General features: G+C 47.4%; 23 protein-coding genes and 2 pseudogenes. 9 read left to right on the forward strand and 16 right to left on the reverse strand.

The window, feature by feature from the left end; translation table 11 throughout:
- Positions 1–2: 2 nt before the first annotated feature.
- Positions 3–1,250 (reverse strand): nitrate/nitrite transporter, encoded by a 1,248-nt coding sequence (locus tag NI000_RS12180; protein ID WP_253411144.1) that lies wholly within the window; start codon positions 1,248–1,250, stop codon positions 3–5.
- Between the two features lie 415 nt (positions 1,251–1,665).
- Here NI000_RS12180 and NI000_RS12185 point away from each other — a divergent pair, with 415 nt between their 5' ends.
- Positions 1,666–2,313, forward strand: coding sequence for an ANTAR domain-containing response regulator (locus tag NI000_RS12185; RefSeq protein WP_253410852.1), 648 nt, complete (start codon positions 1,666–1,668; stop codon positions 2,311–2,313).
- 10 nt (positions 2,314–2,323) lie between these two features.
- Here the strand turns inward: NI000_RS12185 and NI000_RS12190 are convergent, their stop codons facing one another.
- Both NI000_RS12190 and NI000_RS12195 read right to left on the reverse strand, forming a co-directional pair.
- Positions 2,324–3,052 carry an NAD-dependent protein deacylase gene (locus tag NI000_RS12190; RefSeq protein ID WP_253410854.1) on the reverse strand — a complete coding sequence of 243 codons (729 nt, stop codon included), beginning with the start codon at positions 3,050–3,052 and terminating at the stop codon, positions 2,324–2,326.
- 24 nt (positions 3,053–3,076) lie between these two features.
- Entirely contained in the window at positions 3,077–4,066 is a 990-nt protein-coding gene (locus tag NI000_RS12195) for a Gfo/Idh/MocA family protein (RefSeq protein ID WP_253410856.1), read from the reverse strand.
- 167 nt (positions 4,067–4,233) lie between these two features.
- On the opposite strand from NI000_RS12195, the gene NI000_RS12200 reads away from it, so the two are divergent.
- Positions 4,234–4,620, forward strand: a complete 387-nt coding sequence (locus NI000_RS12200) for a hypothetical protein (RefSeq protein ID WP_253410858.1) — start codon at positions 4,234–4,236, stop codon at positions 4,618–4,620.
- 320 nt (positions 4,621–4,940) lie between these two features.
- Here the strand turns inward: NI000_RS12200 and NI000_RS12205 are convergent, their stop codons facing one another.
- Positions 4,941–5,474: an Rrf2 family transcriptional regulator gene (locus NI000_RS12205; protein WP_301292468.1), complete on the reverse strand. Its 534-nt coding sequence runs from the start codon at positions 5,472–5,474 to the stop codon at positions 4,941–4,943.
- Between the two features lie 239 nt (positions 5,475–5,713).
- Positions 5,714–6,625, reverse strand: coding sequence for a hypothetical protein (locus NI000_RS12210; protein WP_253410860.1), 912 nt, complete (start codon positions 6,623–6,625; stop codon positions 5,714–5,716).
- A gap of 694 nt (positions 6,626–7,319) precedes the next feature.
- Here NI000_RS12210 and NI000_RS12215 point away from each other — a divergent pair.
- From NI000_RS12215 to NI000_RS12230, 4 genes are read left to right on the forward strand one after another with little or no spacing between them, the layout of a single operon-like run.
- Positions 7,320–8,891 carry a spore germination protein gene (locus NI000_RS12215; RefSeq protein ID WP_253410862.1) on the forward strand — a complete coding sequence of 524 codons (1,572 nt, stop codon included), beginning with the start codon at positions 7,320–7,322 and terminating at the stop codon, positions 8,889–8,891.
- 41 nt (positions 8,892–8,932) lie between these two features.
- On the forward strand, positions 8,933–10,102 hold the full coding sequence (locus NI000_RS12220) for a Ger(x)C family spore germination protein (RefSeq protein ID WP_253410864.1): 1,170 nt from the start codon (positions 8,933–8,935) through the stop codon (positions 10,100–10,102).
- Between the two features lie 20 nt (positions 10,103–10,122).
- Complete coding sequence (locus NI000_RS12225) at positions 10,123–10,347, forward strand: hypothetical protein (protein ID WP_253411148.1); 225 nt, start codon at positions 10,123–10,125, stop codon at positions 10,345–10,347.
- Entirely contained in the window at positions 10,340–11,494 is a 1,155-nt protein-coding gene (locus NI000_RS12230; RefSeq protein ID WP_253410866.1) for a GerAB/ArcD/ProY family transporter, read from the forward strand. Before NI000_RS12225 ends, NI000_RS12230 begins: the two co-directional genes overlap by 8 nt.
- 153 nt (positions 11,495–11,647) lie before the next feature.
- Here NI000_RS12230 and NI000_RS12235 read toward each other — a convergent pair.
- Positions 11,648–11,830, reverse strand: a pseudogene (locus tag NI000_RS12235) (transposase); the annotation flags it as partial.
- 759 nt (positions 11,831–12,589) lie between these two features.
- Between NI000_RS12235 and NI000_RS12240 the strand changes: the two are divergent.
- The 3 genes from NI000_RS12240 to NI000_RS12250 all read left to right on the forward strand — a co-directional run bounded on the left by NI000_RS12240 (position 12,590) and on the right by NI000_RS12250 (position 15,664).
- Entirely contained in the window at positions 12,590–12,757 is a 168-nt protein-coding gene (locus tag NI000_RS12240; RefSeq protein ID WP_253410868.1) for a hypothetical protein, read from the forward strand.
- Positions 12,758–13,539: 782 nt separating this feature from the next.
- Entirely contained in the window at positions 13,540–14,433 is an 894-nt protein-coding gene (locus tag NI000_RS12245; RefSeq protein WP_309247891.1) for a lytic polysaccharide monooxygenase, read from the forward strand.
- 94 nt (positions 14,434–14,527) lie between these two features.
- On the forward strand, positions 14,528–15,664 hold the full coding sequence (locus tag NI000_RS12250; RefSeq protein WP_253410870.1) for a chitinase: 1,137 nt from the start codon (positions 14,528–14,530) through the stop codon (positions 15,662–15,664).
- A 222-nt stretch (positions 15,665–15,886) separates the two neighbouring features.
- On the opposite strand, the gene NI000_RS36740 is transcribed toward NI000_RS12250, so the two are convergent.
- From NI000_RS36740 to NI000_RS12295, 10 genes and pseudogenes are all read right to left on the reverse strand, one after another.
- The gene (locus NI000_RS36740; protein WP_301292469.1) at positions 15,887–16,009 is read right to left on the reverse strand and encodes a hypothetical protein; all 123 of its coding nucleotides are present in this window, start codon (positions 16,007–16,009) and stop codon (positions 15,887–15,889) included.
- A 106-nt stretch (positions 16,010–16,115) separates the two neighbouring features.
- Positions 16,116–17,009: a hypothetical protein gene (locus NI000_RS12255; protein ID WP_253410872.1), complete on the reverse strand. Its 894-nt coding sequence runs from the start codon at positions 17,007–17,009 to the stop codon at positions 16,116–16,118.
- Positions 17,010–17,103: 94 nt separating this feature from the next.
- The gene (locus tag NI000_RS12260; protein WP_253410874.1) at positions 17,104–17,580 is read right to left on the reverse strand and encodes a protease inhibitor I9 family protein; all 477 of its coding nucleotides are present in this window, start codon (positions 17,578–17,580) and stop codon (positions 17,104–17,106) included.
- 286 nt (positions 17,581–17,866) lie between these two features.
- A complete protein-coding gene (locus NI000_RS12265; protein ID WP_253410876.1) occupies positions 17,867–18,742 on the reverse strand; it encodes a hypothetical protein in 876 nt (291 codons plus the stop codon).
- Between the two features lie 94 nt (positions 18,743–18,836).
- Positions 18,837–19,346: a protease inhibitor I9 family protein gene (locus NI000_RS12270; protein WP_253410878.1), complete on the reverse strand. Its 510-nt coding sequence runs from the start codon at positions 19,344–19,346 to the stop codon at positions 18,837–18,839.
- A 149-nt stretch (positions 19,347–19,495) separates the two neighbouring features.
- Positions 19,496–19,656: pseudogene (locus NI000_RS12275) on the reverse strand (IS3 family transposase); the annotation flags it as partial.
- A gap of 525 nt (positions 19,657–20,181) precedes the next feature.
- Entirely contained in the window at positions 20,182–21,384 is a 1,203-nt protein-coding gene (locus tag NI000_RS12280; RefSeq protein WP_253410880.1) for a family 16 glycosylhydrolase, read from the reverse strand.
- A 247-nt stretch (positions 21,385–21,631) separates the two neighbouring features.
- Positions 21,632–22,933 carry a 6-phospho-beta-glucosidase gene (locus tag NI000_RS12285; protein WP_253410882.1) on the reverse strand — a complete coding sequence of 434 codons (1,302 nt, stop codon included), beginning with the start codon at positions 22,931–22,933 and terminating at the stop codon, positions 21,632–21,634.
- Complete coding sequence (locus NI000_RS12290) at positions 22,930–23,913, reverse strand: N-acetylglucosamine kinase (RefSeq protein WP_253410884.1); 984 nt, start codon at positions 23,911–23,913, stop codon at positions 22,930–22,932. The genes NI000_RS12285 and NI000_RS12290 overlap by 4 nt, the downstream gene beginning before the upstream one ends.
- A gap of 13 nt (positions 23,914–23,926) precedes the next feature.
- On the reverse strand, positions 23,927–24,946 hold the full coding sequence (locus NI000_RS12295) for a LacI family DNA-binding transcriptional regulator (RefSeq protein ID WP_253410886.1): 1,020 nt from the start codon (positions 24,944–24,946) through the stop codon (positions 23,927–23,929).
- Positions 24,947–24,965 lie beyond the last annotated feature (19 nt).

The raw sequence follows: 24,965 nt of genomic DNA on the forward strand, positions 1-24,965 counted from the left end.
ACTTACTGTACAGGGACTTCGCCCCCTATCCCTTCCCTGTGGGACACGGCCACTTTGCCGCCTTCTCCGATCCAGGTGCGCTTCCATTGGCCTTGGACCACCGCCACCACTACGACGCACGAAAGCCCAATGACGCTTAGGATCAAAAATCCGGATGTAAAAGAGCCGGTGGCGAGCTTTAGATTACCGAGAATTTTCGGGAGAAAAAATCCCCCAAGCCCTCCGGCGGCGCCGACAATTCCGGTGACGATCCCGATCTCCTCACGGAACCGCTGGGGAACGAGCTGGAACACCGAGCCGTTGCCCATGCCCAGACACATCATGGCCGTGAAGAGCAGCGCCGTCGTTACCGCAAGCGGCGGCAGGGTGGAGATGCCCGCCATCAGCAGAGCGACGACTCCGTATAGGCCCATCAGCATCCGGATTCCGCCGATTTTATCGGCCAGCCAGCCGCCGACCGGACGGAAGAAGCTCCCGCCAATGACGCATAAGGTGGTGAAATCGGCGGCTTTCACCGGAGACAGCCCGTACTGCGTATTGAAAAAGATCGTCAGATAGGTGGACAAGCCGACGAAACCGCCGAAGGTCACGCCGTACAAGAGGCAAAACAACCAAGAATCCCTTTGCTTCAGCACCTTCCCGTAGTCGGCCAGCTTTTTGGGCGCGGGCTGATTGGGGCTGTCTTTCGCCAAGATCGAAAACACGATCAACGTCAACGCGATCGGAATCATCGCGATCCCGAATACGACGTGCCAGTCCCCATAGTACTGGGCGATCCGGTTCGCAAACAGCGTAGCGAAGATCGTCCCGCTGTTCCCAGCGCCGGCAATCCCCATCGCGAGCCCCTGATACTGCGGCGGGTACCATCTGCTCGCCAGCGGCAGAGCGGCCGCGAAGCTGGCTCCGGCAATGCCGAGCAGCAGCGCGATCGCATACATCTCGCCGAGCGTGGCGGCAAACTGCCAGCCCCACCATAACGGGACGAGCGTGATCCCCAGTCCGATCTGGCCGGTCAGCTTCGGCCCGATTTTATCCGTCAAATAGCCGAGCACCAGTCGCAGGACCGACCCGCCCAGAGTCGGCAATGCCACCAGATTCGCTTTTTCCGCGGCATTCAGCTCGAATTCCCCCGCGATAATCACGGCGAGCGGTCCGAGCAAGACCCAGACCATGAAGCTCATATCGAAGTACAAAAACGCACTGAACAACGATCCCTTGTGCCCGCTCTGCCAAAAACTTTTGCGTTCGATCATATGGACCTCTCCTTTTCCCTTGTGCCGTATCTCTCTTCAAGCGATGTGACAAAGACGACGAACCGGACGCACGAAGACGGAACAGCTCATCGGCCTCATTGCCATGCAGCCGCGTCATCGTAGCCGAAACATAAAAAGCCTACCCCTGTACATTCGTTCAGGGATAGGCCTCATTGCCGAAAGGATTGACACGCCGTTGTGTCAGGAAGAACCCGGTAAGCTTTATGGGGTTATTATAATTTGCATCGTCTCAATTGTCAACAAACATGACATAAAATTCGCGTTACAGCTATAAAAATAACGATATCGACAAATTAAATAATTTTATGTTATATTTAATGTTATATTAAATAACACATAACGTTATAGAAATGCTGTAAGTCGGATTAAAACCTTGATGGGGGTATTTTTTATGTTACGATCCTTTTTACTCATCGACGGCTTTGAACCGGAGCCCTCTTCCTCTCCATCGTCCTCTGAATCCGGCCCTCCCTCCGATCCTTCCGGCTTGGAAGCGACGGCCGAAACGATATTGCAAGATCTCGGCTTTCGCGTTGAGACGGCTTCTTCCTTCCACGAAGTTCAGTTTCTGGCTGGCAAAGCCGATGCCGTGCTCTTATCCGTCGTCCCCCAACAAGTCGAGCCGTGGCGCCAAAAAATTGCCGCCGTACGCAGCCTTCCTCTGCTGTGGTGGTGCGACCGCCGAACGTTTCCCAGCTACGAATGCAAGCTGCCTCCCGGCATCGACGGCATGCTTGGTCCCGGGATGAGCGCCTTGGAAATGCACTGCGCGCTGCTGCTTGGCTTCAATCAATATGGTCAGCGGACGGAATGGCAGCGAGAACGCGAGCAGCTCCTGTCCCGGCTGGAAGAACGGAAATGGATCGATCAGGCGAAGCGGATTTTGTGCGAGATCAAAAGTATTTCGGAGACAGAAGCCTACGAATTTTTGCGCAAGCAAGCCATGAACGAGCGCAAACGGATGTCCGACGTAGCCTCCTCCATCGTCAAGGTGTACCAATTGCTGCAGGACGGAAATCAGAGAGGCCGCAAGCGATGACCGCTTTCCTTTAAGACACCAAAGCTTTCAGCACTTTCCCGATGGAATCGCGGATGACGTGAGTCGCCCGGCTGTCATATGGCGTAGAAGACTGGTTGATCAGAATCAGTTTGTCGCCGCCATATTCTCCGACCAGCGCGGCGGCCGGGTTAACGGTCAGCGACGTGCCGCCGACGATCAGTACGTCCGCTTCCGCAATATGCTTTCTCGCCTTCGACAGGATGTCCCAATCGAGGCTTTCCTCGTACAGCACGACGTCGGGCTTCACAATCCCTCCGCAGGCATCGCAGCGGGGAACCATCGTCTCGTCGCTCGTCACATGATCGAGGTCAAAAAACTTGCCGCAGCCCATGCAGTAATTCCGGTGCACCGACCCGTGAAGCTCCAGCACATGACGGCTGCCCGCCATCTGATGCAGCCCGTCGATGTTCTGGGTGACGACGGCCCGAAGCTTTCCCGTCTGCTCCAGCTGCGCCAACACCTCGTGAGCCGCGTTCGGCTTAGCTCCCCTGTGGACCATACACGCGCGGTAAAAGTCGAAAAACTCCGCCGTACGCTCCATAAAAAAACTGCGGCTCAGCATGACCTCCGGCGGAAAAGCATGCCGGGAAGCCGTCTGATACAGCCCCGTTGCCGAACGAAAATCGGGGATCTGACTCTCCGTCGAAGTCCCCGCTCCCCCGAAAAAGACAATATTTTTACTGTCCTCAATCCATGATTTGATCTCTTCAACCGCCATACCCGGTCCTCCTTGATTCCTGATTCACACCACTCCATCCGCCGGAAAACGGAGCCCGATCTGCTTGCGGGCCTCGTCCATGATCGAGATCGCAGCCAGCGAATTGCCGTGCGAATTCGTCGCAGATTCCAGCCTTCCGGCTTGCAATACATCAATAAACTCCTGGACTTCGTAAACCATCGACTTGTTGTTCTGCGGACGGGTCAACACCTCGACCGAACCGTCGCGGTAACGAATTTCCACCTGCTCCGGCTGATTGATTTTGTCGATGACGAGGGTGCCGTGCTCGCCTTGAATTTCCGTCGGCGCGTACGAATTGACAATCTTGGAATGCGTCAGCACCGCTTCCATCTGCCCGTAGCTTAGCAGCAGGCTTCCCTGCCCGTCCACGCCGGAGTCAAGCAGCAGACCGTTCGCCTGAACGCGGTCCGGCTGGCCGAACAGCACGACCATCGGATAAATGCAGTACACGCCCAGATCCATCAGCGACCCGTTGGACAGGGCGGGATTAAACGCATTCAGCACCGTCCCCTGCTTATAGGCGTCGTAACGGGAGGAGTATTGACCGTAGCTTGCCGCATAGCGGCGGACCGGACCGATTTTGTGCAAATGCTCCTGAACGGCGCGGAAATTCGGCATCAGCGTCGATTTTAACGCCTCCATCAGCAGTACCCGGTTCGCCTTCGCCGCGGCGATCATCTCCATCACCTCCGCGCGGTTGGAAGCCAGCGGCTTCTCGCAGAGCACGTGCTTCCCGTGATTCATCAGCAGCACAGCCTGCTTCGCGTGGAAAGCATTCGGGCTGGCGAGATAGACGGCATCGAACGCATCGCTCCGCGCCATCGTCTCCAGGTCCGTGAACTTGTGCGGGATTTCGAATTTGGCCGCGAAGGCTTCGGCCTTCTCTTCCGTCCGCGAATAAACCGCCGTTAAGGCAAACGCCTCGCACTCCCGCGCCGCGCGAATAAACTCTTCCGTAATCCAGTTCGTTCCGATGACTGCAAATCGTATCATGATTCATTTCCTCTCGTTGTGTAAATTAATTTGTCGTCATGCCTATCCTTCTATTGTATAGGAGGATAGCGTGAGAGCCAACTGAATTTTCCAAATTCCCGCATCTAACGGATAGATGTACAAAATCAGGGTAAAATATCCATAAAATCTCAAGTTAAGGAGCCGCCATGATCAGCAACCGCGAACTGAAGGGACAAATCGAAGAATTAACCGAGCAAAACCAGTTTCTAAGCGACGAGCTGCAGCAGATCAAAAGCTTGCTTGAAAGCCAGTCCAACAACCAAAACCAAAGCTCGAATCAAGGCCAGAGTAACCAAGGATCGGGGCAAACCGACAATCCGCTATTCGATATGGCCAACGATTTCATTCAGCTCAAAAAGCTGACGAGCGACCTGCAGACCAAGATGCAGGAATATGCTTCCAAACAAACCCGCGGCTCGCGGTTAACGGACGAGGATGTCATCAATCTGATCATCAATATGATGAACGGGATGATCGATTGGACCATCGACTTCGTGTCCAAACAGAATCAATCGCAAGGGCAGATGCAGTAAGTAAAAAAGGCACAAGGGCCTCTCCTGTCCGGGAGAGCCCTTTATCCGCGCTTCGTCATTAAACAGAGTTCTTTTTCAAATGGGTCCTCTTGGTATGCAATATTCCGCAAAGTGTTTGTTCCGGGAATTACTTCATTTTCCCCACCTCCCTTCCAGGGGGGAAACCGGAATGCCGCATCCGGACGGCGTTGTTCTTTTTGGCGGCCATTGTTGTAATCAAATTACTTACAACAAATAGATAAGGCGACTTGCCGTTGGTAGCCTTAGCCCATAGTTCAGTTCGTTGTAAACACACCACTTACAAACTAATTCAAAATAAATCATGCTTCCTGAGAAGCATGAGCAGCATTCTTTTTTTGAACAAGGAGCTCGGTTAATTCTTGGATAGAAACTTCTTTCAAGATGTTCTCCATGGCCGTTTGAGCCTTCAACAAAATAATCTCGAGAACCCGGTGAATATTCGCGCCGACCCAGCAATCCGGATTCGGATTTTCGTGGGTATGGAAAAGCTCGCCTTCCTCAACGACCTCGACGGCTTTATACACGTCATATAAGGAAATCGCTCCGGCTTCTTTCAGCAGATAAGCTCCGCCCGATCCCCGCTTCACGTCAATCAACCCGGATTTTTTCAATAATCTGCTGATTTGACGGATAAACACGGGATTCGTGTTGACGCTGTCGGCGATTTGCTCGGAAGTAAGCTGGTCTGCGCGGACATGGATTAGGGACAGCATATGGACGGCAATCGTAAAGCGGCTGCTTATTTTGGCATTCGCGCGGTAGGCCTGCCCGTACTCCAGTACGGAAATGCCTTGAAAAGGCGTGCGTCCGCCCAAGAGCGTCCCGTAGATCATGTATTGATCGATAGCGTCGTAGTTTTGCCGCTTTTTTCATCGTGCGGAACGCATGATCCCAATGGCACAAACCCGCGTAACCTCCCTTTTATTTTTGAAGAAGGCGCATAAGACTCACCGTACTGGACCTTGTGATCGGCTTGATGAATTTTAACAAAACGTTTCTTTTATACGGAATGTGGGCAATCCGGTGAATCCTGTACGAGCATAGCGTCCAGATCACTTCCCATAGGGCCGGTTTATCTCGCCGCATAGCTTCCCCTCGTATTTTGCAAAATGTACAGCTTGCGATCCTCCACGACAAACTCCACATATCTCGGCGTCCGGTAATAGCTTTCCAGCTCCGTGAAAAATGCCTTAAGCTGATCGTACGCTTCGGGGATATCGTCCCGTAATTCCCGTAAATCTTTTTTCCGCTCTAGCGGAGTCAGATTCAAATACACTCCCGACTGCCGCATCAGGTACTTGCCGAAATCGTCCGCCTGTCCCGTGCGCGGGTTCCGCGTATAAGCCCTTCCGCTGCAGGATTGCGCGTTCCAGTTGGCGTATACCATTTGCTGAACGATCAGCCAGCGGTTAAAATGGCGCTGTCCCGCTTGTTCCAGCTCTTGAAAATGCGCATAGATCCGCTCGATGTAGTAGAGCAGTTCGTCAACCGCGCTCCCGAACGGACCGTACGACGAATTCCGGGCCGCTGCCCCGGCAAGAAGACTGTCTTGAAATTGCTGCGCCTGTATGGCGTATTCTTCTTGAAGCATGCCGGCAAACGCATCGGACCGCTTCGCTTCGGTTTCAGCCAGTCCGATATTGACCATGGATTCCGGCATCCGTACGTCGCCGTTCTTGTCCCCGCATCGCAGAGAAAACAGCAAAGGAGGCTTGTCCGATTCGAAAACGCCGATTTTTTGCCCGATTCGGCGCTCGATGTCCGACAGATGCGAGGCCAATGCAGCGCCAAGCCCTTTCGGAACAGTCCCCTCCTCTACAAAAGCGCAATAAGCTTCCGGAACGATAATGAGACCCGTAGGAACACGGGCACCGAGCTGCGTTGCGACGGCCAAGCCTTTGATTTTCTCATCCATATCGCTATCCGGGAGCCGCATCGTGTCCTCCCAATGGACGACATACTCCTTGACTTGTATATAATTCACCCTCTTTAATTTATAGAAATATATTTAATAATTTACATAATATTACTTATTTTAATTATAGGTTCATATTAAAATTTTGTAAATATTTACTTTATCCCGTCCGTTTAAGCTGCGGGAGTGACTGGAACAAGCTTTGGACAAATCGGCAGCCGCACACCTTGTCAGCGAATTGGAGGATTATTAGATGGCGTAGGATTCCAACTGTTACTGCCACTCACAGTTCCGTCACCGGAATATCCCGTCCGAATGGCGTGTGAGTCATGTCGAAGAATGATTCAAACATCTTCGCCGGCCTTCTTCCTTAGCATACGGTAGGAGACGGCCGGCGCCTGCATTTGTTTGCGCTCGTCGTGTTTCCGCTCGGCGCCGCGCTGCAGGCGAGATTCCGCTGCCGCTGTTTCTGAAGATGCTCCGGGAGTGCCGGACGCTTGCTGTTCGTTCTCCTATAACGATCTTGCGCGCTTTCCACTCCGCGCATCCCTCATACTCGGTCGTTACTTCTGTGACATCTGCCGGGTCATATACGACATTCATATGAAAAAGATTTATCCTACTATCTAGTAGTTTGAATGCACACCTGGCAGCATTAACTACTTAAAATTCAAGGTCCTTTGGTACAGGTATAATTTCCTAACTAAAGGTAATGATACTACCAACATCGTCCTTATCCAGTTAAAGAAAGGAATTGCGATTTATGAATCGTTTATGGTGGAAGTTGTTATGGCCATATAAAGGGGAGAAGTCGCAGATTTCGGATAAAGAAACGGAACAACCACAGAATCCGCTGTTCCATGAATTGGACGAGAACATAAATACGATTCGCTCTATTTATACAGATTGTTATGATTTAATCCTGCGTACATTTTATATTAGCGGAAGAGTAAGGGCAGTTCTGATCTATATCGATGGAATGTCCAACATTGAAGAGCTGGACGAAAACGTTCTTTCGGTGCTCATGCAAGAATCTACTGCGGAATTTAACGACATCAACATTTTCATGGATATGAAATTATCCGTTTCCGATGTTAACGAGGTGACTACATTCTCCGACTGTGTGCATCAAATATCATCAGGTAAACCTGTAATCCTAATTAATGGGAGCAACATTGGTTTTTCCTTAGGGCTGGCAAAATGGGAGAAGCGATCCATCGAAGAGTCAAAAAGCGAATCCGTTGTTCGCGGACCGCGTGAAGCTTTTATCGAAACGCTAAATGTTAACACATCTATGCTTCGGAGGAAAATTAGAAGTCCTGAATTAAAAATGCGCACAATTGAAATTGGGCAATTTACGCGAACAAACGTAGTTGTTGCATATATGGAAGGCATAGCGGAAAAAAATTTGATTGAAGAGGTCCAAACAAGACTGGCGCGAATCGAGATAGACGGAATACTGGAAAGCGGTATGGTAGAGGAGATGATCGAAGATCATCCCTATTCTCCTTTCCCGCAGGTGCTGTCGACTGAACGCCCTGATGTAGCCGCGTCCAGCTTGCTAGAGGGACGTGTTGTTATTTTAGTCGACGGAACGCCATTTGTCATTATTGCACCAACGACATTTTTTTCATTACTCCAATCCAATGAAGATTATTATTCGCGATTTTTCATTGGAACGGTTATCCGCTGGCTACGGTACCTGTTTCTCTTAGCTTCTTTGCTGCTTCCTTCATTGTATGTTGCAGTGCTTACCTTTCATCAAGAGATGGTGCCTACCAAACTTCTTCTTAATATGGCGGCATCCCGGGAGCATATTCCATTTCCGGCTTTGGTCGAGGCTTTGATCATGGAAATCACATTCGAAGCATTGCGCGAAGCAGGAATAAGAATGCCCAAACAAGTGGGTTCTGCAGTCAGCATAGTCGGAGCCCTTGTCATTGGCGATGCGGCAGTCTCCGCCGGAATTGTTTCCGCGCCTATGGTCTTGATAATTGCGCTTACCGGTATCGCCTCCTTCACTACTCCCCGTTATAGTGCGGCGATAACGATAAGAATGCTGCGTTTTCCATTAATGCTTCTATCGGGAACATTAGGGATGCTGGGAATAATGCTAGGGATAATCATAATAATCATACATTTATGTACTATACGGTCATTCGGGGTTCCCTATCTAAGCCCATTAGCTCCGATGAAGGTTCGTGAAATGAAGGACGTGCTGATAAGAGCCCCGTGGTGGAAGTTAAACACGAGACCCCATTTCACCGGAGCATATAACAAATACCGGCAGGCGCTAAGGCAAAAGCCTGATCCGTCCGGAGGCGATGCGAAATAAGGAACGCCGGTGGGACAAGCCCCTGAAAGGAGATCAAGGGGATGAATCACGCTTATTTACAAAAAGCAGCAAAGGTTTTTATTATGATTTGCCTGTTTTTGAATATCCTCCTTCTTGCAGGTTGCTGGGATAGAGTTGAAATCAACGATTTGGCACTCGTGCTGGCGGCTGGCATTGATAGAGCAAAAGATGGCAGAATAGAGCTTTCCGTGCAGTTAGCCATGCCTAAAGCTTTGGGGGGAGGAGGGAAAGAAAATAACCGCTCGAGCAGCAAGAGTACGATTGTAGTAGAAGCAACCGGCATTACAATCTTTGATGCAATGTCTCGACTCCAGGCAAAACTATCACGCCGTATTTCCTGGGGGCATAACCAAGCAATTGTATTCGGCAAAAGAATCGCGGAAGAAGGCATTCGCAATCACATTGATTTCATAACGCGCCATCCGAGTCCTCGAATGAACGCGTATGTTTTCGTAAGTAAAGGAAAACCCGTTGATATATTGAAGGTGATACCCAATCTGGAACAATCCTCGACCGATATTATGGTGGAATTAACGAAATTCGAAGCCGGTATAAGTGCGACAGTAATGGATCTGATACAAATGTTGGACAGTGATGCAGGAGCAGCGGCGCTTTCTTGGATAGATGTTGAACAAGAAGCCGAAAATAAATTGGGCATAAAACTTAATGGAACCGCTGTATTCAAAGGGGATAAAATGGTGGGACAGTTCTATGACAAGATTTTTAGAGGCGTGATTTGGTTTAAAAGAGAACTTCAATCGATCGCGGTCACCATTCAACCGAAAAATGCGGATGGATTGATTTCCTTTAACCTCTACCGGTCGCGTACGGCGCTGCTCCCGAAAATTCAGGATGGAAGGTGGAAAATAGCCGTTAAAAACTTCATGGAGTTCGAAGCGGTAGAGAATGAAACAACTTTAGATCTGATGGATATTGATACTACAACCGAGCTTGAAAAGCAATTGGAACAAAAAATTGATCGTCAAATCCTAACGACACTCACGAAAGTTCAAAAAGAAATGGGAGCTGACATCCTTGACTTTGCTGAAGCGTTTCACTCTAAATTTCCGAAAGAGTGGGCAAAAGCCAAAGCACACTGGCACGAAATATTTCCGAATGTAAACATTGAAGTGGTCAGCAAAGCATACATACGGAGACCGGGATTATCGACTGCTCCTCCAACTGAATAAGAGGTGAATCGCAAGTGAATATGTTTTGGCCATCGATCGTTGGCACATCCGTTATCTTCGGCATAATTGCCCTGTACGAATGGCGCAACATAGATCCGGACCGGAAGAAGGAAAAACGAGCTTTTGCGGTACTGACTATAACGGGTTGGCTCCTCGCGCTCCTGCTCGTTTTGTATCCGACAATGCCGGGACCAACGGATTTGATCGATATGATCTATAAGCCGTTTAAGAACATTCTTGGTTAATAAATCAGATTCGGATATCAGCCGGAAAGCAGGTGAGTTTGTTATCGATAAAGGAAGGATTTCGGTTTTCCAAATGGGCATCATGACGTATTTGCTGATCGGGGCAACGGCTATCCTTATCGTTCCATCTATTACAGCGAAATACGCAGGCCGCGATATGTGGCTTTCGCCAATTTTCAGCTCTATGAGCGGTTTCATTGTCGTATGGCTGGCCTGGAAGTTAAACCAACTTTTCCCTGAAGAATCGATCATTGGTTCCAGCGAAGCTATACTCGGACGAACATTAGGGAAAATATTCAGCTTCCTTTTTCTGTTTTTTCTATTGCATACCTTTGGTACCATTGCGCTTGAACACGGGATATTCATAGTTAAAGCATTTTTATTTAAAACCCCCATTGTGGTTGTGATTGGGAGCATCCTCTTGGTTTGTGGGCTTGCCGTCCGTGGCGGAATCGAAGTCATCGCAAGATGTACGCAGATCTTCTTGCCGATGATCATTCTTTTTTCCGTCTTTATGGCCTCCTTGACGATCCCCGATTTCAATCTTAAGAACATATTACCCGTCATGGAGAACGGAATAATGCCGGCTATGAAGGGTTCGGTCGTTCCGCACGTTTGGTTTGTCGAGTTTTTCTTTATTTCGTTTTTATTTCCGGTATTGAATCGTCGAGGAAAGATTTTACGCGGCGGAATAATGCCGGTATTGATTTTGATGGTGACGATGGTGGCCTCGAATTTGTTTTGTTTATTTGTTTTGGGAGACGTGACCGCTAAATTCCCCTTTCCCGTATATACCGTTGGCCGATACATTAGCATGGCGGAATTTATCCAAAATCTCGATGGCATAATCATGGCCATCTGGATAGGAGGCGGCTTTATCCAGTTATCCGTATGGTATTACACGCTTGTTGTAGGCACAGCCCGATGGCTGAACCTCTCTGATTATCGTCCATTGGTTTTTCCGATAGGTTTTCTAACACTTATATTTAGTATCTGGGACATACGGAGCTTTCAGAGATTGGTGTCTTTCTTCTCTACTTCGGTCATACCTTTTTCTTTCACTTTTTGCATGCTTTACCCGCTGCTTCTGTTATGCGTCGCGGTTGTTCGAAAAAAGCGAAGAGATAATTCCGCTAAAGTCGAGTAATAAAGATCGCTCCACAGTCGGGCTGCGTCCGGAAAGCCCGGATGGAACGTTCCCGGCTTTCCAGTTCGCCGCTTGCGTACAGTCGAATCGCTTTTTTACCGTTCAGACCGTCTCGCTTGGTGTTCCGTACAGGTAGTAGCACGTATTCAAGGCGATAAGTGCCATCCAGTTCTGGTTGTGCACCGCTTGTTCGCTTTGCCCATAAAAGTGCTTGATCCGAAGATGCTGCTTCATCCACTTGAAGAACGTTTCAATCGCCCAGCGGCTTCGGTACATGTCACTGATCTCATCGCAAGTCAGGTCGAATCGATTGGTGATGAAGAAAAACAGGTTCCCTTACTAGAAAGGCATGAAGATCCCCTTCCTCCCCGAGTATGCCAGCATCTCCGGCAATGGCAGCCATCTCCGCATACGAACACCGTCTCTGCAGAAAGTCGAGCGGCGCCTGAGCCCAGCCTGCTTGCCGTTCTCGGCTTCCTCCACGATATCAATGCCGAATCGTTCCCAAGGAACGGAATTCAGTATACCGCTTCAGATATGCTTCTCATAGTCGACAATCAGCGCGCTTAACTTGATGTTCATGGCAATCTTCCTTTGTTATCGTAATGGCGGACATGGTCAAGGTAATCGTCGTGTAAAGCCTCCTCTTTCTACGTCATCATGGTTTATGCGAATGAAGTTGTTGCCCGTAAAATTTGGTGTATGTTCCGGAATTCTCTTCAGGTTGGCTTTTGGCAGAGCCTCCTACGCCCTCATCTTTTACCAGTCTCCATTTATTCCTCATTTCCTCAGCTCAAATTCGTTACACATCGGAAGTTTTGATACTTTTGGCCTAAACACATGTTGAGTTGATCATCTCTCCTACTTGTTGTTTAAACTTATCTTTTAGTCATATGGAAAAGAATAGCCGACTGACTTTAAACGCGAGTGGAGGCAGAATATGATCATCAGACGTGAAAATTGTTATTTTAGATGGTAGATGATGCAATAGCGCACTAAAGTGTAACAGCATCACGGAAGGGGTTGGATATAATTTGGTATGATAGAAAATATATCAAAAAACTCTTATGAGCATTAAACAAAAAGGAGGACGCCATGTTCGAAGAGTTGCAAAAGCTTGTAGATGATTTACTAGACCTTGAAGCATTTTGGGATACTGAAGCTTTGGTACGACCCGATGAAGCCGGGCAGCAATTTGCAAAAGGTGTAACGTACGGATTCAAGCTTGTGGTGGCGATCATTGAAACGAAGAAACAAAAATAGTTCGGGGCTTCGGCCCCTTAGTGGGCCACTGCGAGACTAATTACATTTCAGATGAAACTAAACAACGATTTTGTTTGTCCATAAGAGCTCCATAGACTTCGCTATTGCTAGTTTCAGGGTAAAGAGAAAAGTTTTTGAGAAAGCGCTCATGACCGCCATCTGGCAAAGCTGACCCTTTTGGAAACTTTGGTTTTCAGGCCGGTTGTCCAGTCCGCATCACTGCTGTACCGATGGAGTCGTACATGATCCGGAATGCACTGGGTCCGGCCGGAAGGACGCGCTGAACCTCACCAAATGGAACCAAGCCGAGATTAATGAAAAAACAATAAAATAGCATCAATTTTCAGGCAAATTGTGGGAGTAACCCAGAAATTGGGATGTTACAATTATAAGTAAGTTAAAACTGCTAAATTACTTGGGCCGGAGCAAACTGTAATGCATCTTTGGGCTCTAGGTATAGGAAAGATGAAGATATACGAACCTGTTGTTTAGATCAATCGATTAAAGGTACAGAGTACTCATGGCTTTCGTTGCGTTAATATCAGGAATGTCGATTATTCCTTCCTCCATCTCTTTTTTCCACGTCTTATTCTAACCCTTACGTTTTGTTTAGCCTAAACCCATCTTTTTATGACCTTGAAGTTATGGATGATATATAAACTCATTTTGAGTTTATATATAACATTTCATTCGAAAGGAGGTGTGACTAATGTAAAAAACAATTACAAAGCTTGTATTGTAAATGACTGGCCAACATTAAATCTAGTAAGGAGGAGATTGGTATGACCCTTCGTTTACCCAATGCTATGTTTTTTAAATTGCTTGTGGCCAGCGGAATGATGCTGGTAATGGCTATCATTATGCTCATGTTCTCCGACCGGGCTTCCGCCCATGGATATGTAGAATCCCCGGGCAGCCGTGCTTACTTATGTAAGCTGGGTCAAAATGAAAATTGCGGTTCGATTGTTTGGGAACCGCAAAGCTTGGAAGCGCCGAAAGGATTTCCGCAGGCAGGCCCTGCCGACGGCCAAATCGCCAGCGCAGCAGGGAAATTCCCGGAGTTGGATGAACAATATGCTACCCGTTGGAGCAAAGTGCCGATGACAGCGGGAATGAGAGCATTTACGTGGAAGTTTACCGCCCCCCACGCTACCACCAACTGGAAATATTATATCACAAAGCAAAATTGGGATCGTAATGCACCCCTTAGCCGGAACTCGTTCGATCTGACGCCATTCTGCACGGAAAACTATGGCGGAAAACGTCCTCCGTTCTCTTACACCAATACTTGCAACGTTCCTTACCGGACAGGTTACCAAGTCATTTTAGCCGTTTGGGAAATTCACGATACAGGTAACGCCTTCTATAACGTTATCGACGTGGATTTCGGAGGAAACTTAGATTCGCAAGTCCCAACGGTACCGTCGGACTTGAGCGCGACCGAAGTTGCGGCAACGAGCGTATCTCTAGCATGGAACGCATCGAACGATAACGTTGGTGTAACCAATTATAAAATTTACAACGGTTCGGAACTCATTGGCACCGTTTCCGGCTCGACGTTATCTTATAGCGTTATTGGGTTAAACTCGAACACGTCTTATACGTTTACAGTTCGTGCAGAGGATGCTGTGGGAAATATATCAGACACAAGCCAAGCTGTCACAGTTAGTATGTAATGGCAGCCCCGAACGCCACTGCTGCCACTTTGTTTGTTGGAGGTCCGTTGGAGATTTCCTTGATGGCATCTTTATATTTAGGAGGGATTTATTAATGAGCTTTGCACAGATAGTGCTTCGGAAAACAATTAGGAAAGCGTTTTCCTTAATGGTGGTCGCTCTGCTCCTATTATGCCTAGTACCGGCGATGGCGCTTGGTGCGGAAGGCGTGCAAGGGAAGACCGAACCGGCGCCGTCCGGAGGCGGGGGCAAGATCGTCGTTGGCTACTGGCACAACTTCGATAACAGGTCCTCGGTGCTCAAGCTGCGGGACGTCTCGAAGAAATACGACGTGATCAACGTCGCCTTTGCCGAGCCGGTTTCTCCGGGCAGCGGTACGATGACCTTTACGCCATTCAATGCGACGGTGGACGAATTCAAAGCGGATGTCGCGTATTTGAAGAGCCAAGGTAAAAAGGTGCTGATCTCCCTCGGCGGCGAAAACGGCACGGTTACGCTGTCCGATGCGACGAAGAAGCAGGAATTTATCAGCACGATGACGTCGATTATCCAAACGTACGACTTCGACGGGATCGATATCGACCTGGAAGGCAGCTCGGTCGCGCTGAACGGCGGCGATGCGGACTTCAAAAACCCGACCACGCCGGGCATCGTGAACCTGATTGACGCGGTCCGTACACTCAGCGGCACGTTCGGCAGCGGCTTTGTGCTGACGATGGCTCCGGAGACGGCATACGTGCAAGGCGGGATGGTCGCTTACGGCGGTCCTTGGGGCGCCTACCTGCCGATCATCCACGCGCTGCGCGACAAGCTGACGTATATTCACGTTCAGCATTACAACAGCGGCTCGATGATGGGGCTTGACGGCCACTCTTACGCACAAGGCACAGCCGACTTCCATGTTGCCATGGCGGAGATGCTGCTGAAGGGCTTCCCTGTCAATTACAATGCAAACAACGTATTCCCGGCGCTGCGTCCGGAGCAAGTTGCTATCGGCGTACCTGCGGTGCCGAGCGCGGGGCCAGGTGGCGGATATACGTCGGCGGCCGAGGTACAGAAGGCGATCACGTATCTCGTCAAGGGCACGTCGTTCGGCGGCAGCTACAAGCTGCAAAACCCAGCCGGCTATCCCGGCTTCAAAGGACTCATGACTTGGTCCATCAACTGGGATGCGGCGAACGGGTACAGCTTTGTCAACAGCCACCGTGCGTTCTTGGACGGCTTGAAATAACGGCATTGGTGTAACTTAAAAAAGCCTCCGGCTTCTATGGACTCAGTATCCATAGGCTCGCCGGAGGCTTTATTAGCGCGCTTGGTCAATGGCCGGTGGCATAAGTGTCGGGGGAAGCACCGTCCAGAAACGGATTGCGCCGGCCGGTATGGTACACGTACAGCTCGTGCATCTCCCGCGTGTGTAGAACAGCTTGCGCTCGGCTTGTTGCAGTATATGATGTTATTTCTTTCCTGAATAGGACTTGTCTCCAATTACCTTCTTAATTTCCACGCTAAAGATGGCCTTCAGGAGCAGGTATTTAAACATCCGGATCAGGTCTATGGCGTTTAAACCGTTATCCATAGGTACAAAGGAAAAATCCATGAGTTCCCGCAGCTATCAATGGCCTCCCTAATCTCCAAAGGACTTTTTACACCTAATTTAAAATTCTACGAATACCTGCATCACCTTAGCTGCCGAAGGCTGCTCCGTCAGGATTTAAGATTTTATAGTATTGCTCCCACAATAGATCAGTCTGAGATGTTTTCCCTTCCTTTTTGAGCTTTGCGATTTGATTATACAATTCCTCCAACTTCTTCAACTCGTCTTTGCTTAGAGAATTAGGAAAGCCTATCTTCTCTTCTTGAAAAGATGGGATTTCTTCGTATTTACCCAGAAGATCGTAATATTGAATGTCTAAGCTATAACTTTCATCTTGCAGCTTCCGAGCCTGATTAAAGAGAGCTTCCATTTTTGACAAGTCAGATGAACTAATCGATTTAGGCAGATGTTGTTTTTCTTCATCAAATAAGTTCACCGGTAGAGTATAAGCAGGCTCCCTTAATCCATAATAATCTTGAAAAGGGGCTGGCTCTTTTGATCCATAATCGAAAGCAGGCTCTTTTGATGCATAAGGATGTAAGATTTTATAGCATTGCTCCCACAATGGATCAGTCTGAGATGTTTTCCCTTCCTTTCTGAGCTTGGAGATTTGATTGTACAATTCCTCCAACTTCTTCAACTCATCATGGCTTAGTGAACTGGGCAAGCGTTTCTTTACTTCCTGAAAAGACGGGATGTCTTTATATTTACCAAGAAGGTCGTTATATTGAATGTCTAAGCTGTAAATTTCATCTTGCAGCTTCTGAGACTGATTATAGAGAGCCTCCATTTTTGTCAAGTCAGATGAACTAACGGATTTAGGCAGATTTTGTTTTACTTCATCAAATGGGTTTACCGGGAGAGTACCGGCAGGCTCTATTGATGCAGATGGATTAGAACTAGGTGCACTAAAAACAGGGATAGCTAGCATTGAAGCTGACAGGCTAAGTACAATCGAAGCAGTAATTAATTTTTTTTTCATAGGTTGTTCCTCCTATTTTTGGTTTTGGTAACTACGTATCGTTATTGAACTATGTTAGTCAGAATTTAAAATAGCCCTTGCCCCGCATCCTGCCTTAGCTGCCGAAGACCACTTCATCAGACTCTATATAAGAAACAAGGTCAAGATCCTTCAAAACAAGAATTTGCTCTTTCGTTAATTCTGCAGCAAATCCTTCCATTCCAATTTCATCGTACTTAGATGTTGTTTCAAACTTACCAATTTTCTTTTCTAATTCCTCATACACGTTATCATCAGTAGAATCTTCGAGTAAAACGATGCAAGGGATTTTGCCCGATGCCCCCTTAACTTTTTCGAGAAATTCTTTCGAAATTTTTTCAACAGGCATAATACTCACTTCGTCTTTGATTGGTAGAGTGCGATATTGATCTTCCTTAGGAACTACTGGTTGAATCCGCACTTCATCTTTAAGAGCAACTGGCTGAACTCTTACTGGTTCATTTGCTGAAGCGATCGTATTGCCTGTTGCTACGAATAAAACCGAACCAACTAGCGCCATGCACAATAATCCCTTTGCCATTACTTTTTTCATTTAAAGTCCTCCCTTATTTTAAATCCATGGATTTGCTCCAAAAGAATATTGTAAGAAAATCTAACTCGTATAATCAAAACCTAAGTGCAAGGCTTGTCGCGGAATGCCTACCTCGTGAAAAGGTGATCCAAGTAAGATTGCCTTCTACTTATATCTTCACCCTCCTTAGAACCAAATTAATAAGTCCATTGAACTTATTAATTTGGTTCTTAATATCTCCCCTAGCCCATCGATGAAGGCTTCAGATGTTTGTGGAATCGTAAGCCTCTTTTAAAACGTAACAAAATTATTCTTTATATAAGATTTCATAATATTGTTCCCACAGTGGATCGGTCTGGGATGATTTCCCTTCCTTTTTGAGCTTTGCGATTTGATTATATAACTCCTCCAACTTCTTCAACTCGTCTTTGCTTAGAGAATTAGGAAAGCCTATCTTCTCTTCTTGAAAAGATGGGATTTCTTCGTATTTACCCAGAAGATCGTAATATTGAATGTCTAAGCTATAACTTTCATCTTGCAGCTTCCGAGCCTGATTAAAGAGAGCTTCCATTTTTGACAAGTCAGATGAACTAATCGATTTAGGCAGATGTTGTTTTTCTTCATCAAATAAGTTCACCGGTAGAGTATAAGCAGGCTCCCTTAATCCATAATAATCTTGAAAAGGGGCTGGCTCTTTTGATCCATAATCGAAAGCAGGCTCTTTTGATGCATAAGGATGTAAGATTTTATAGCATTGCTCCCACAATGGATCAGTCTGAGATGTTTTCCCTTCCTTTCTGAGCTTGGAGATTTGATTGTACAATTCCTCCAACTTCTTCAACTCATCATGGCTTAGTGAACTGGGCAAGCGTTTCTTTACTTCCTGAAAAGACGGGATGTCTTTATATTTACCAAGAAGGTCGTTATATTGAATGTCTAAGCTGTAAATTTCATCTTGCAGCTTCTGAGACTGATTATAGAGAGCCTCCATTTTTGTCAAGTCAGATGAACTAACGGATTTAGGCAGATTTTGTTTTACTTCATCAAATGGGTTTACCGGGAGAGTACCGGCAGGCTCTATTGATGCAGATGGATTAGAACTAGGTGCACTAAAAACAGGGATAGCTAGCATTGAAGCTGACAGGCTAAGTACAATCGAAGCAGTAATTAATTTTTTTTTCATAGGTTGTTCCTCCTATTTTTGGTTTTGGTAACTACGTATCGTTATTGAACTATGTTAGTCAGAATTTAAAATAGCCCTTGCCCCGCATCCTGCCTTAGCTGCCGAAGACCACTTCATCAGACTCTATATAAGAAACAAGGTCAAGATCCTTCAAAACAAGAATTTGCTCTTTCGTTAATTCTGCAGCAAATCCTTCCATTCCAATTTCATCGTACTTAGATGTTGTTTCAAACTTACCAATTTTCTTTTCTAATTCCTCATACACGTTATCATTAGTAGAATCTTGGAGTAAAACGATGCAAGGGATTTTGCCCGATGCCCCCTTAACTTTTTCAAGAAATTCTTTCGAAATTTTTTCAACAGGCATAATGCTTATTTCGTCTTCGATTGGCAAAATGTGGTATTGGTCTTCATCTTTGATTGGTAGGGCACGATATTGATCCTCCTTAGAAACTACCGGTTGAATCCGCACTTCGTCTTTAGGAGCTACTGGTAGAATTTTCACTGGTTCATTTGCTGAAGCGATCGTATTACCTGTTGCTACGAATAAAACCGAACCAACCAGCGCCATGCACAATAATCCTTTTGCCATTTCTTTTTTCATTTAAAATTCCTCCTTTGTTTTCACTTATTATTTTCCCTTATTTCACCTCCTCAAACGGTTCGTTTCAAAAAAAGGTTGCAATAAAATTAACTCCCCAAAGAAAATTTTTAATAAGTTGCCGTAATTGCAGTGAAGAAGGTGATCCGATGATCGCTATGGAGCAAGGGGCCCGGCTGTTGAGTCAGTGTGTCTAGGACAAATGCTGTATTTTGCTTGTCTGCTCCACAATCTCCCTGTTAAACAAGTCTAAAATACTCGACAGGTACAACGTTTTTCCGCCAAACGTCAAATACGTAATATCGGTGACCAAGACGCCATGTTATTATATGGTGGCATTTCCCAGTAGTTCGTTCAGTCTCAGCAGCACTTTGGAGTCGACGAAGATATTTGCCGATGAACCTGACTATACAATTCTGTCTGTGATAAAGTCACTGTGTTTTTTTGCGGGTTAGCTTATTGTATAAGTAATGAGAATTGATAAAAAAGAAAATGAAATATTCATTGTCACTTTTTGATCATTCTTAATAAAGAGCTATTCTCCGCTGCTGATCTGAGTTTTATCAACAAGAGAGGAAATATTTCTAATGAAAAAAACTATATTTCTGCCGCATTATTGCTATGTATGTCCATTTCAATGGGCGGATTCTGCCAATCTCATCCCAATGGCTTTCATCTTCACTTCCATCGGGTAACTGCTGGTTGTCAAAGCAAAACACCTCCAAGGTTGAATCCATATCTTATGACATGGTCGCATTCTCTTGAAGGTGTTTTATTTTGTCTCACGTCTGGAGGGAAGTCACCAACGATTCTGCCTTGGAAGAAGGCTTATTATTGCTTAATTCGGATATAAGCGAATTTGCGGAACAATCTGCTTCGGCTGCGAAGCGCTCGACCAATACAGTTTGGCTATGGCGTCTTCTGTATTGTCATAAAACTCCAGCTTGATATCGTACTTCTGACCGGCCGTCAGATGGATATTCCCTGACCATTCCGTTTCCGGCTGGTCAATCCACTTATTGATAACAAGCTGATTATTGACCCACAATCTCACTCCGTCATCGGAACTCGTATAAAATGTGTAGGTTCCCGTATACTCTGGCTTCACTTTACCGGTCCACCGGACTGAAAATGTATCCGCCCCCATGGATGACATCGGGGCTCCACGGCCCCAATCGAAGTTGATAGTTGCATCAGTGCGTGTTGCTTTTAATGTAGTGAAGTTCATATCGTCGTAGTATTGTGCTGTTAGCCCTGTTCCATCGTCTTTAGGAAGCTGATCGGCTGGCGTAAATTTAATCCAGTCATATGCAGCCCGGATCGGAGTGCCCGGATAAGTGAACTTTCCTGTCCAAGGTTCAGTCGATCCTGTACCCGACCACAGATTAACCATAATAAGCCCCGGATTCGTCGGCAGCGCTCCCCGTGTACCCGTTTCGGTATGCACCAACTTATCGTCCACAAACCATTTGATATAGGTCGGGGACCATTCAAATGCGTAATTGTGGAAATCTTCAGCTGCGTCGAAGCCAAGATTGATAATCGTGCTATGATCGCCCGCACCTTTGGTAAAGTAGTTGGTCTCCAGTCTCGTCGTATTCTTGCCGAGAATTTCGATATCAATTTCATCGCTCTTTTCGCCTACATTTTCGTAAGTAAACAATGAAGTGACCAAGCCTTCCCCCTTAGCCGCTTTAAAACGCGCTTCTACTCGTCCATAGCCATACTTCGCCTTAGTCGCATACTCGCCGGAAGCAAAGTTTTTTCCTGAGCAGCTTGAAGGACAATTATTATCCAAACGCAGCGCCATGATGCCGTTATTGAATTCCAGATTGGATGCTTTCCATCCGACGCCAAAACCCGGACCATTCGCCCAGTTGTCGGAAGCGTAAAACATATTGCTGTTCATTGCATTTAATGGTTCATAAAATGCAGTATCTGCAGCCAAAGTCTGTTTCGGTAACGTCAGAACGATAAGCAGCGTACAAAAAAACGCTAACAATAACTTCATTCCTTTTTTGTTTGCATCAAGCACCTTCATCTCGTATACAACTCCTTTTTTTAAAGTATTCTCACCAAAATACTCAGGTAAAGCTTGTTGATGCATCCATTCGCGTCATTTGCGTCAATAACGGGAAGATGATGCGCCAGTACCGGGAATTTCACCTCCTTATCTCCGGTAATGACCGCCTTTAACGTCAACTGCTCGTATATGTCTTCCGCATGTAGAAGTCCCTTGTTAGAAGACGTTACAGCGGTTACCGGCTGAGAAATCGGCCCTTGGCAAGTTACTTGAAAAATAAGGGCAAGTACTTTCTGTTCTGCTTCAGCATCTCTTCGAGCAAGCGCTCGGCCACATTCGCAGATCGGACAAGAGGATGGTGTGCAAGTGCTTGCAGCGCGACCCCCTTGTCTCCAGTTACCGCTGCTTCAATCGCCAGCTGTTCGTAAGTCTTGACCGCGTGTATCAGTCCTTTGACAGCAGGTGGCACCTTTGTTGTCGGGATAGGGACGGGACCTTGCTTTGTCACGGTACAATTCACTTCTATACAAGCGTCATCCGGTAAAAAGTCGAGTATTCCTTGATTCGGTACGTTCAACGTCTGAATATCCTGCGAATCGTTATATAACGAATTCATCAAATTGACAGCCGCCTCCGAATAATAGGCCCCGCCCCGCAGCTCAAGCTGTCTTGGCTTTTCCGCCAAATTGGGATCACGATACAGCTCGAATAACTCGTCTTCGACACGTTTGACAACTTCTGCCCTCGTCCCTTCGGTTCGCTGCGCTTCAAGCTGACTTTCTATCATTTCTTTTTGCAAATAAAAGTATTTCAAATAATAGGAGGGAATTGCTCCAAGAGAGCGAACTAACGATGCATTCCAATCCAGTTGAGGCACATTGCGTGCTGAATATGTACCGCCGCCATTTAACAGCTCCTCCAGCTTTGATTCGCCATCGATTGAAATTTGCGTTATCCAATGCAGATGATTCAAGCCAACAAACTCGCAATATATCCGCTCCGGCGCCACTTCATACAGCCCGCTGAGCCATTTGTATGCGGCAATCGGCGAGTTGCACAATCCAATCGACTTGATTCGCGAATACTTTAGAATCGCTTCGGTGACCATCCCAGCCGGATTAGTGAAATTGAGCAGCCAGGCATCTGGACATAAACGTTCCATAGCCTCGCAAATATCGAGCAAAACCGGAATCGTTCGAAACGCCTTTAACATCCCTCCGGGGCCGGTCGTTTCCTGACCGATCACTCCGTATTTAAGCGGAATCGTTTCATCCCAGGTACGTGCTTCCAGCAATCCGACCCGCATCTGCGTGGTCACATAACCCGCCCCGTCTAATGCTTCTTGACGATCCAGCGTCAATTTAACTGTGATCGGTAATCCCGAACTCGCAATCATTCGCTTCGCCAAATTTCCGACGATATTGAGCTTCCACTCTCCTTCGGGTATATCGAGAAGAATGATTTCCTCAACGGGGAATCGTTCGAAATTACGAATGATGCCATCAACTAGCTCAGGAGTATAGGACGAACCTCCTCCGATAACCGCCAACTTCAAGTGTTTGCTCATACTTCACTCATCTCCTTCAATGTCAATGCCGTTCCCAGTTGCTTGTAAACGGTCTGCTCCAGCCGCCTGCCACCCTTCTCTATCGCCAGCATAACCGCTCCCGCGACAGGTTCTAACGTCAGGACCCGCAGCCTGCACCCCAGCGCAACAGGTGCTACTTGGCTTTCCATATGAGGTATAATATGCCTTGTGTTTCCGCGTGTAAGAACGCTTCCGACCAAAACGAGATCAAACGAATCGCTTTGCATGCCTAACCGTTCAATGACGGTAGCCGCAGTTATGCCAAGTTCAATGCCTTGTTTCTGCAAAATGCGCTCCGCTACACCGTCTCCTTCATCGGCTGCAGGAACAAGAAGCTTCGTTAGATCATAGGGAATTGCCGCTTCCCGGTCTAGAAAATCATGAAACAACTGCTCGACCGATGCATAACCGAGCATGGCAAGTACCGCTTCGGTCAGTCGTGTCGGCTCGCTTCGCCCTTCCCAAGCGCGAATGACAGAGCGAAATACCTCAACGGAAAGCCCCGCTCCTCCCCCGAAATCGCCATATGTGTACCCAAATCCTCCGATCTGCAGCGCTCTTCCTTGCCTGTTGATTCCATAACAATTCGTTCCTGTGCCGCAAATGGAGACGACCCCGAACGGCCTTGTCGTACCTGCCCTCAACCCGATAACCGTATCGCATACGATTTCGAAGTCGGGGAAGCCAAGACCATCGATCATCGGCCTCAATATCCGGAAATCTGCCTCCCTGTCGGCGCCGGCCAATCCGAACATCGCATAAGCAATATCGCTTTTCGTTAGCTGCGCTTCCTGCAAGGCCTGACCCACTGCCTTGCGAATGCTTTGTTCTGCGATCTCTCTGCCAACCTGATGATTACCGCAGCCTCCGTAGCCTGAACCGATAATCATTCCCGTTTCGTCAGAAATGACGGCGATTGTTTTGCTGCCTCCACCGTCGATGCCCAAATAATAACTCATCACACGTCATCTCCTATGTATTTTGTCTCTGATCTCTACATATCCCTGTCGATTCCCTGACAATCAGCTCCGGGACTAGCCGGAATTTCGTCAGTTCAATCGGCGAGCCGTTGATGATGTCCAGAAGCACCTTGACAGCGTATTCGCCCATTTGTCCCGCAGGCTGACGAATCGTCGTTAATCTGGGATGTACTTCTGAAGCTAATTCCTGATCGTCGTACCCGATGACCGAGACGTCTTCCGGCACCCGGTATCCGCCTGCCTCCAATGCTTCAACAACGCCTAGCGCAATAGCGTCATCGCCCGCAAAAACTGCCGTCGGGACTTGACCGCTCTGAATCCAGTCCCGCATAACCTGATAACCGCTGCGAATGCCGAAACGACTGTTTGCGATCAGAAAGGGTGACAACCCCTCGTCCGCCAATGCATCTATAAACCCCTTTTGCCTTTCCCGTGCGCTTAAGAACAGCACCTCGCCGCTTACGTGAGCGATACGCGTGTGACCAAGCGAAAGCAAATGTTTCGTCGCTTCATATCCGCCTTTATAATTATCGACATTGATCGTTGGGATATTGGCATGCTCGTTTTGGTTATCGATGACGACATACGGAATCCCTTTTATCTCCAACTCGGCGATATATTGCTCCTCCCGTACTGGAGACAACACAATGATGCCGTCCACACGATCTTCCTGAAATAGAAAACTGCTTGCTTCCTCCATCTCATGATCGGCTTCGTTCGAAATCGATATCGCTAAAAAATATCCGCTTTGCTTCAACCGATCGTTTACCGTTTTAACAATGCAGTCGAATACGGTATCGCCAAGAGCGGTTATCGTGAGTCCAATAACGCCCGTTTTCCCCCTTACAAGCGTACGCGCTGCCGAGTTCGGAATATAGTTCAGCTCTTTGATCGCCTGGAGGACCTTTTGACGGTTTTTTTCCCTAACGCTTGGCGAATTGTTGAGTACGCGAGATACAGTTACGACGGATAGTCCCGATTTTTTGGCTACATCGAATATATTGACTTTCATCTTAAGTCTCCTAGTCATT

The organism is Paenibacillus tyrphae (assembly GCF_024158745.1).
Lineage (GTDB): Bacteria > Bacillota > Bacilli > Paenibacillales > NBRC-103111 > Paenibacillus_G > Paenibacillus_G tyrfis_A.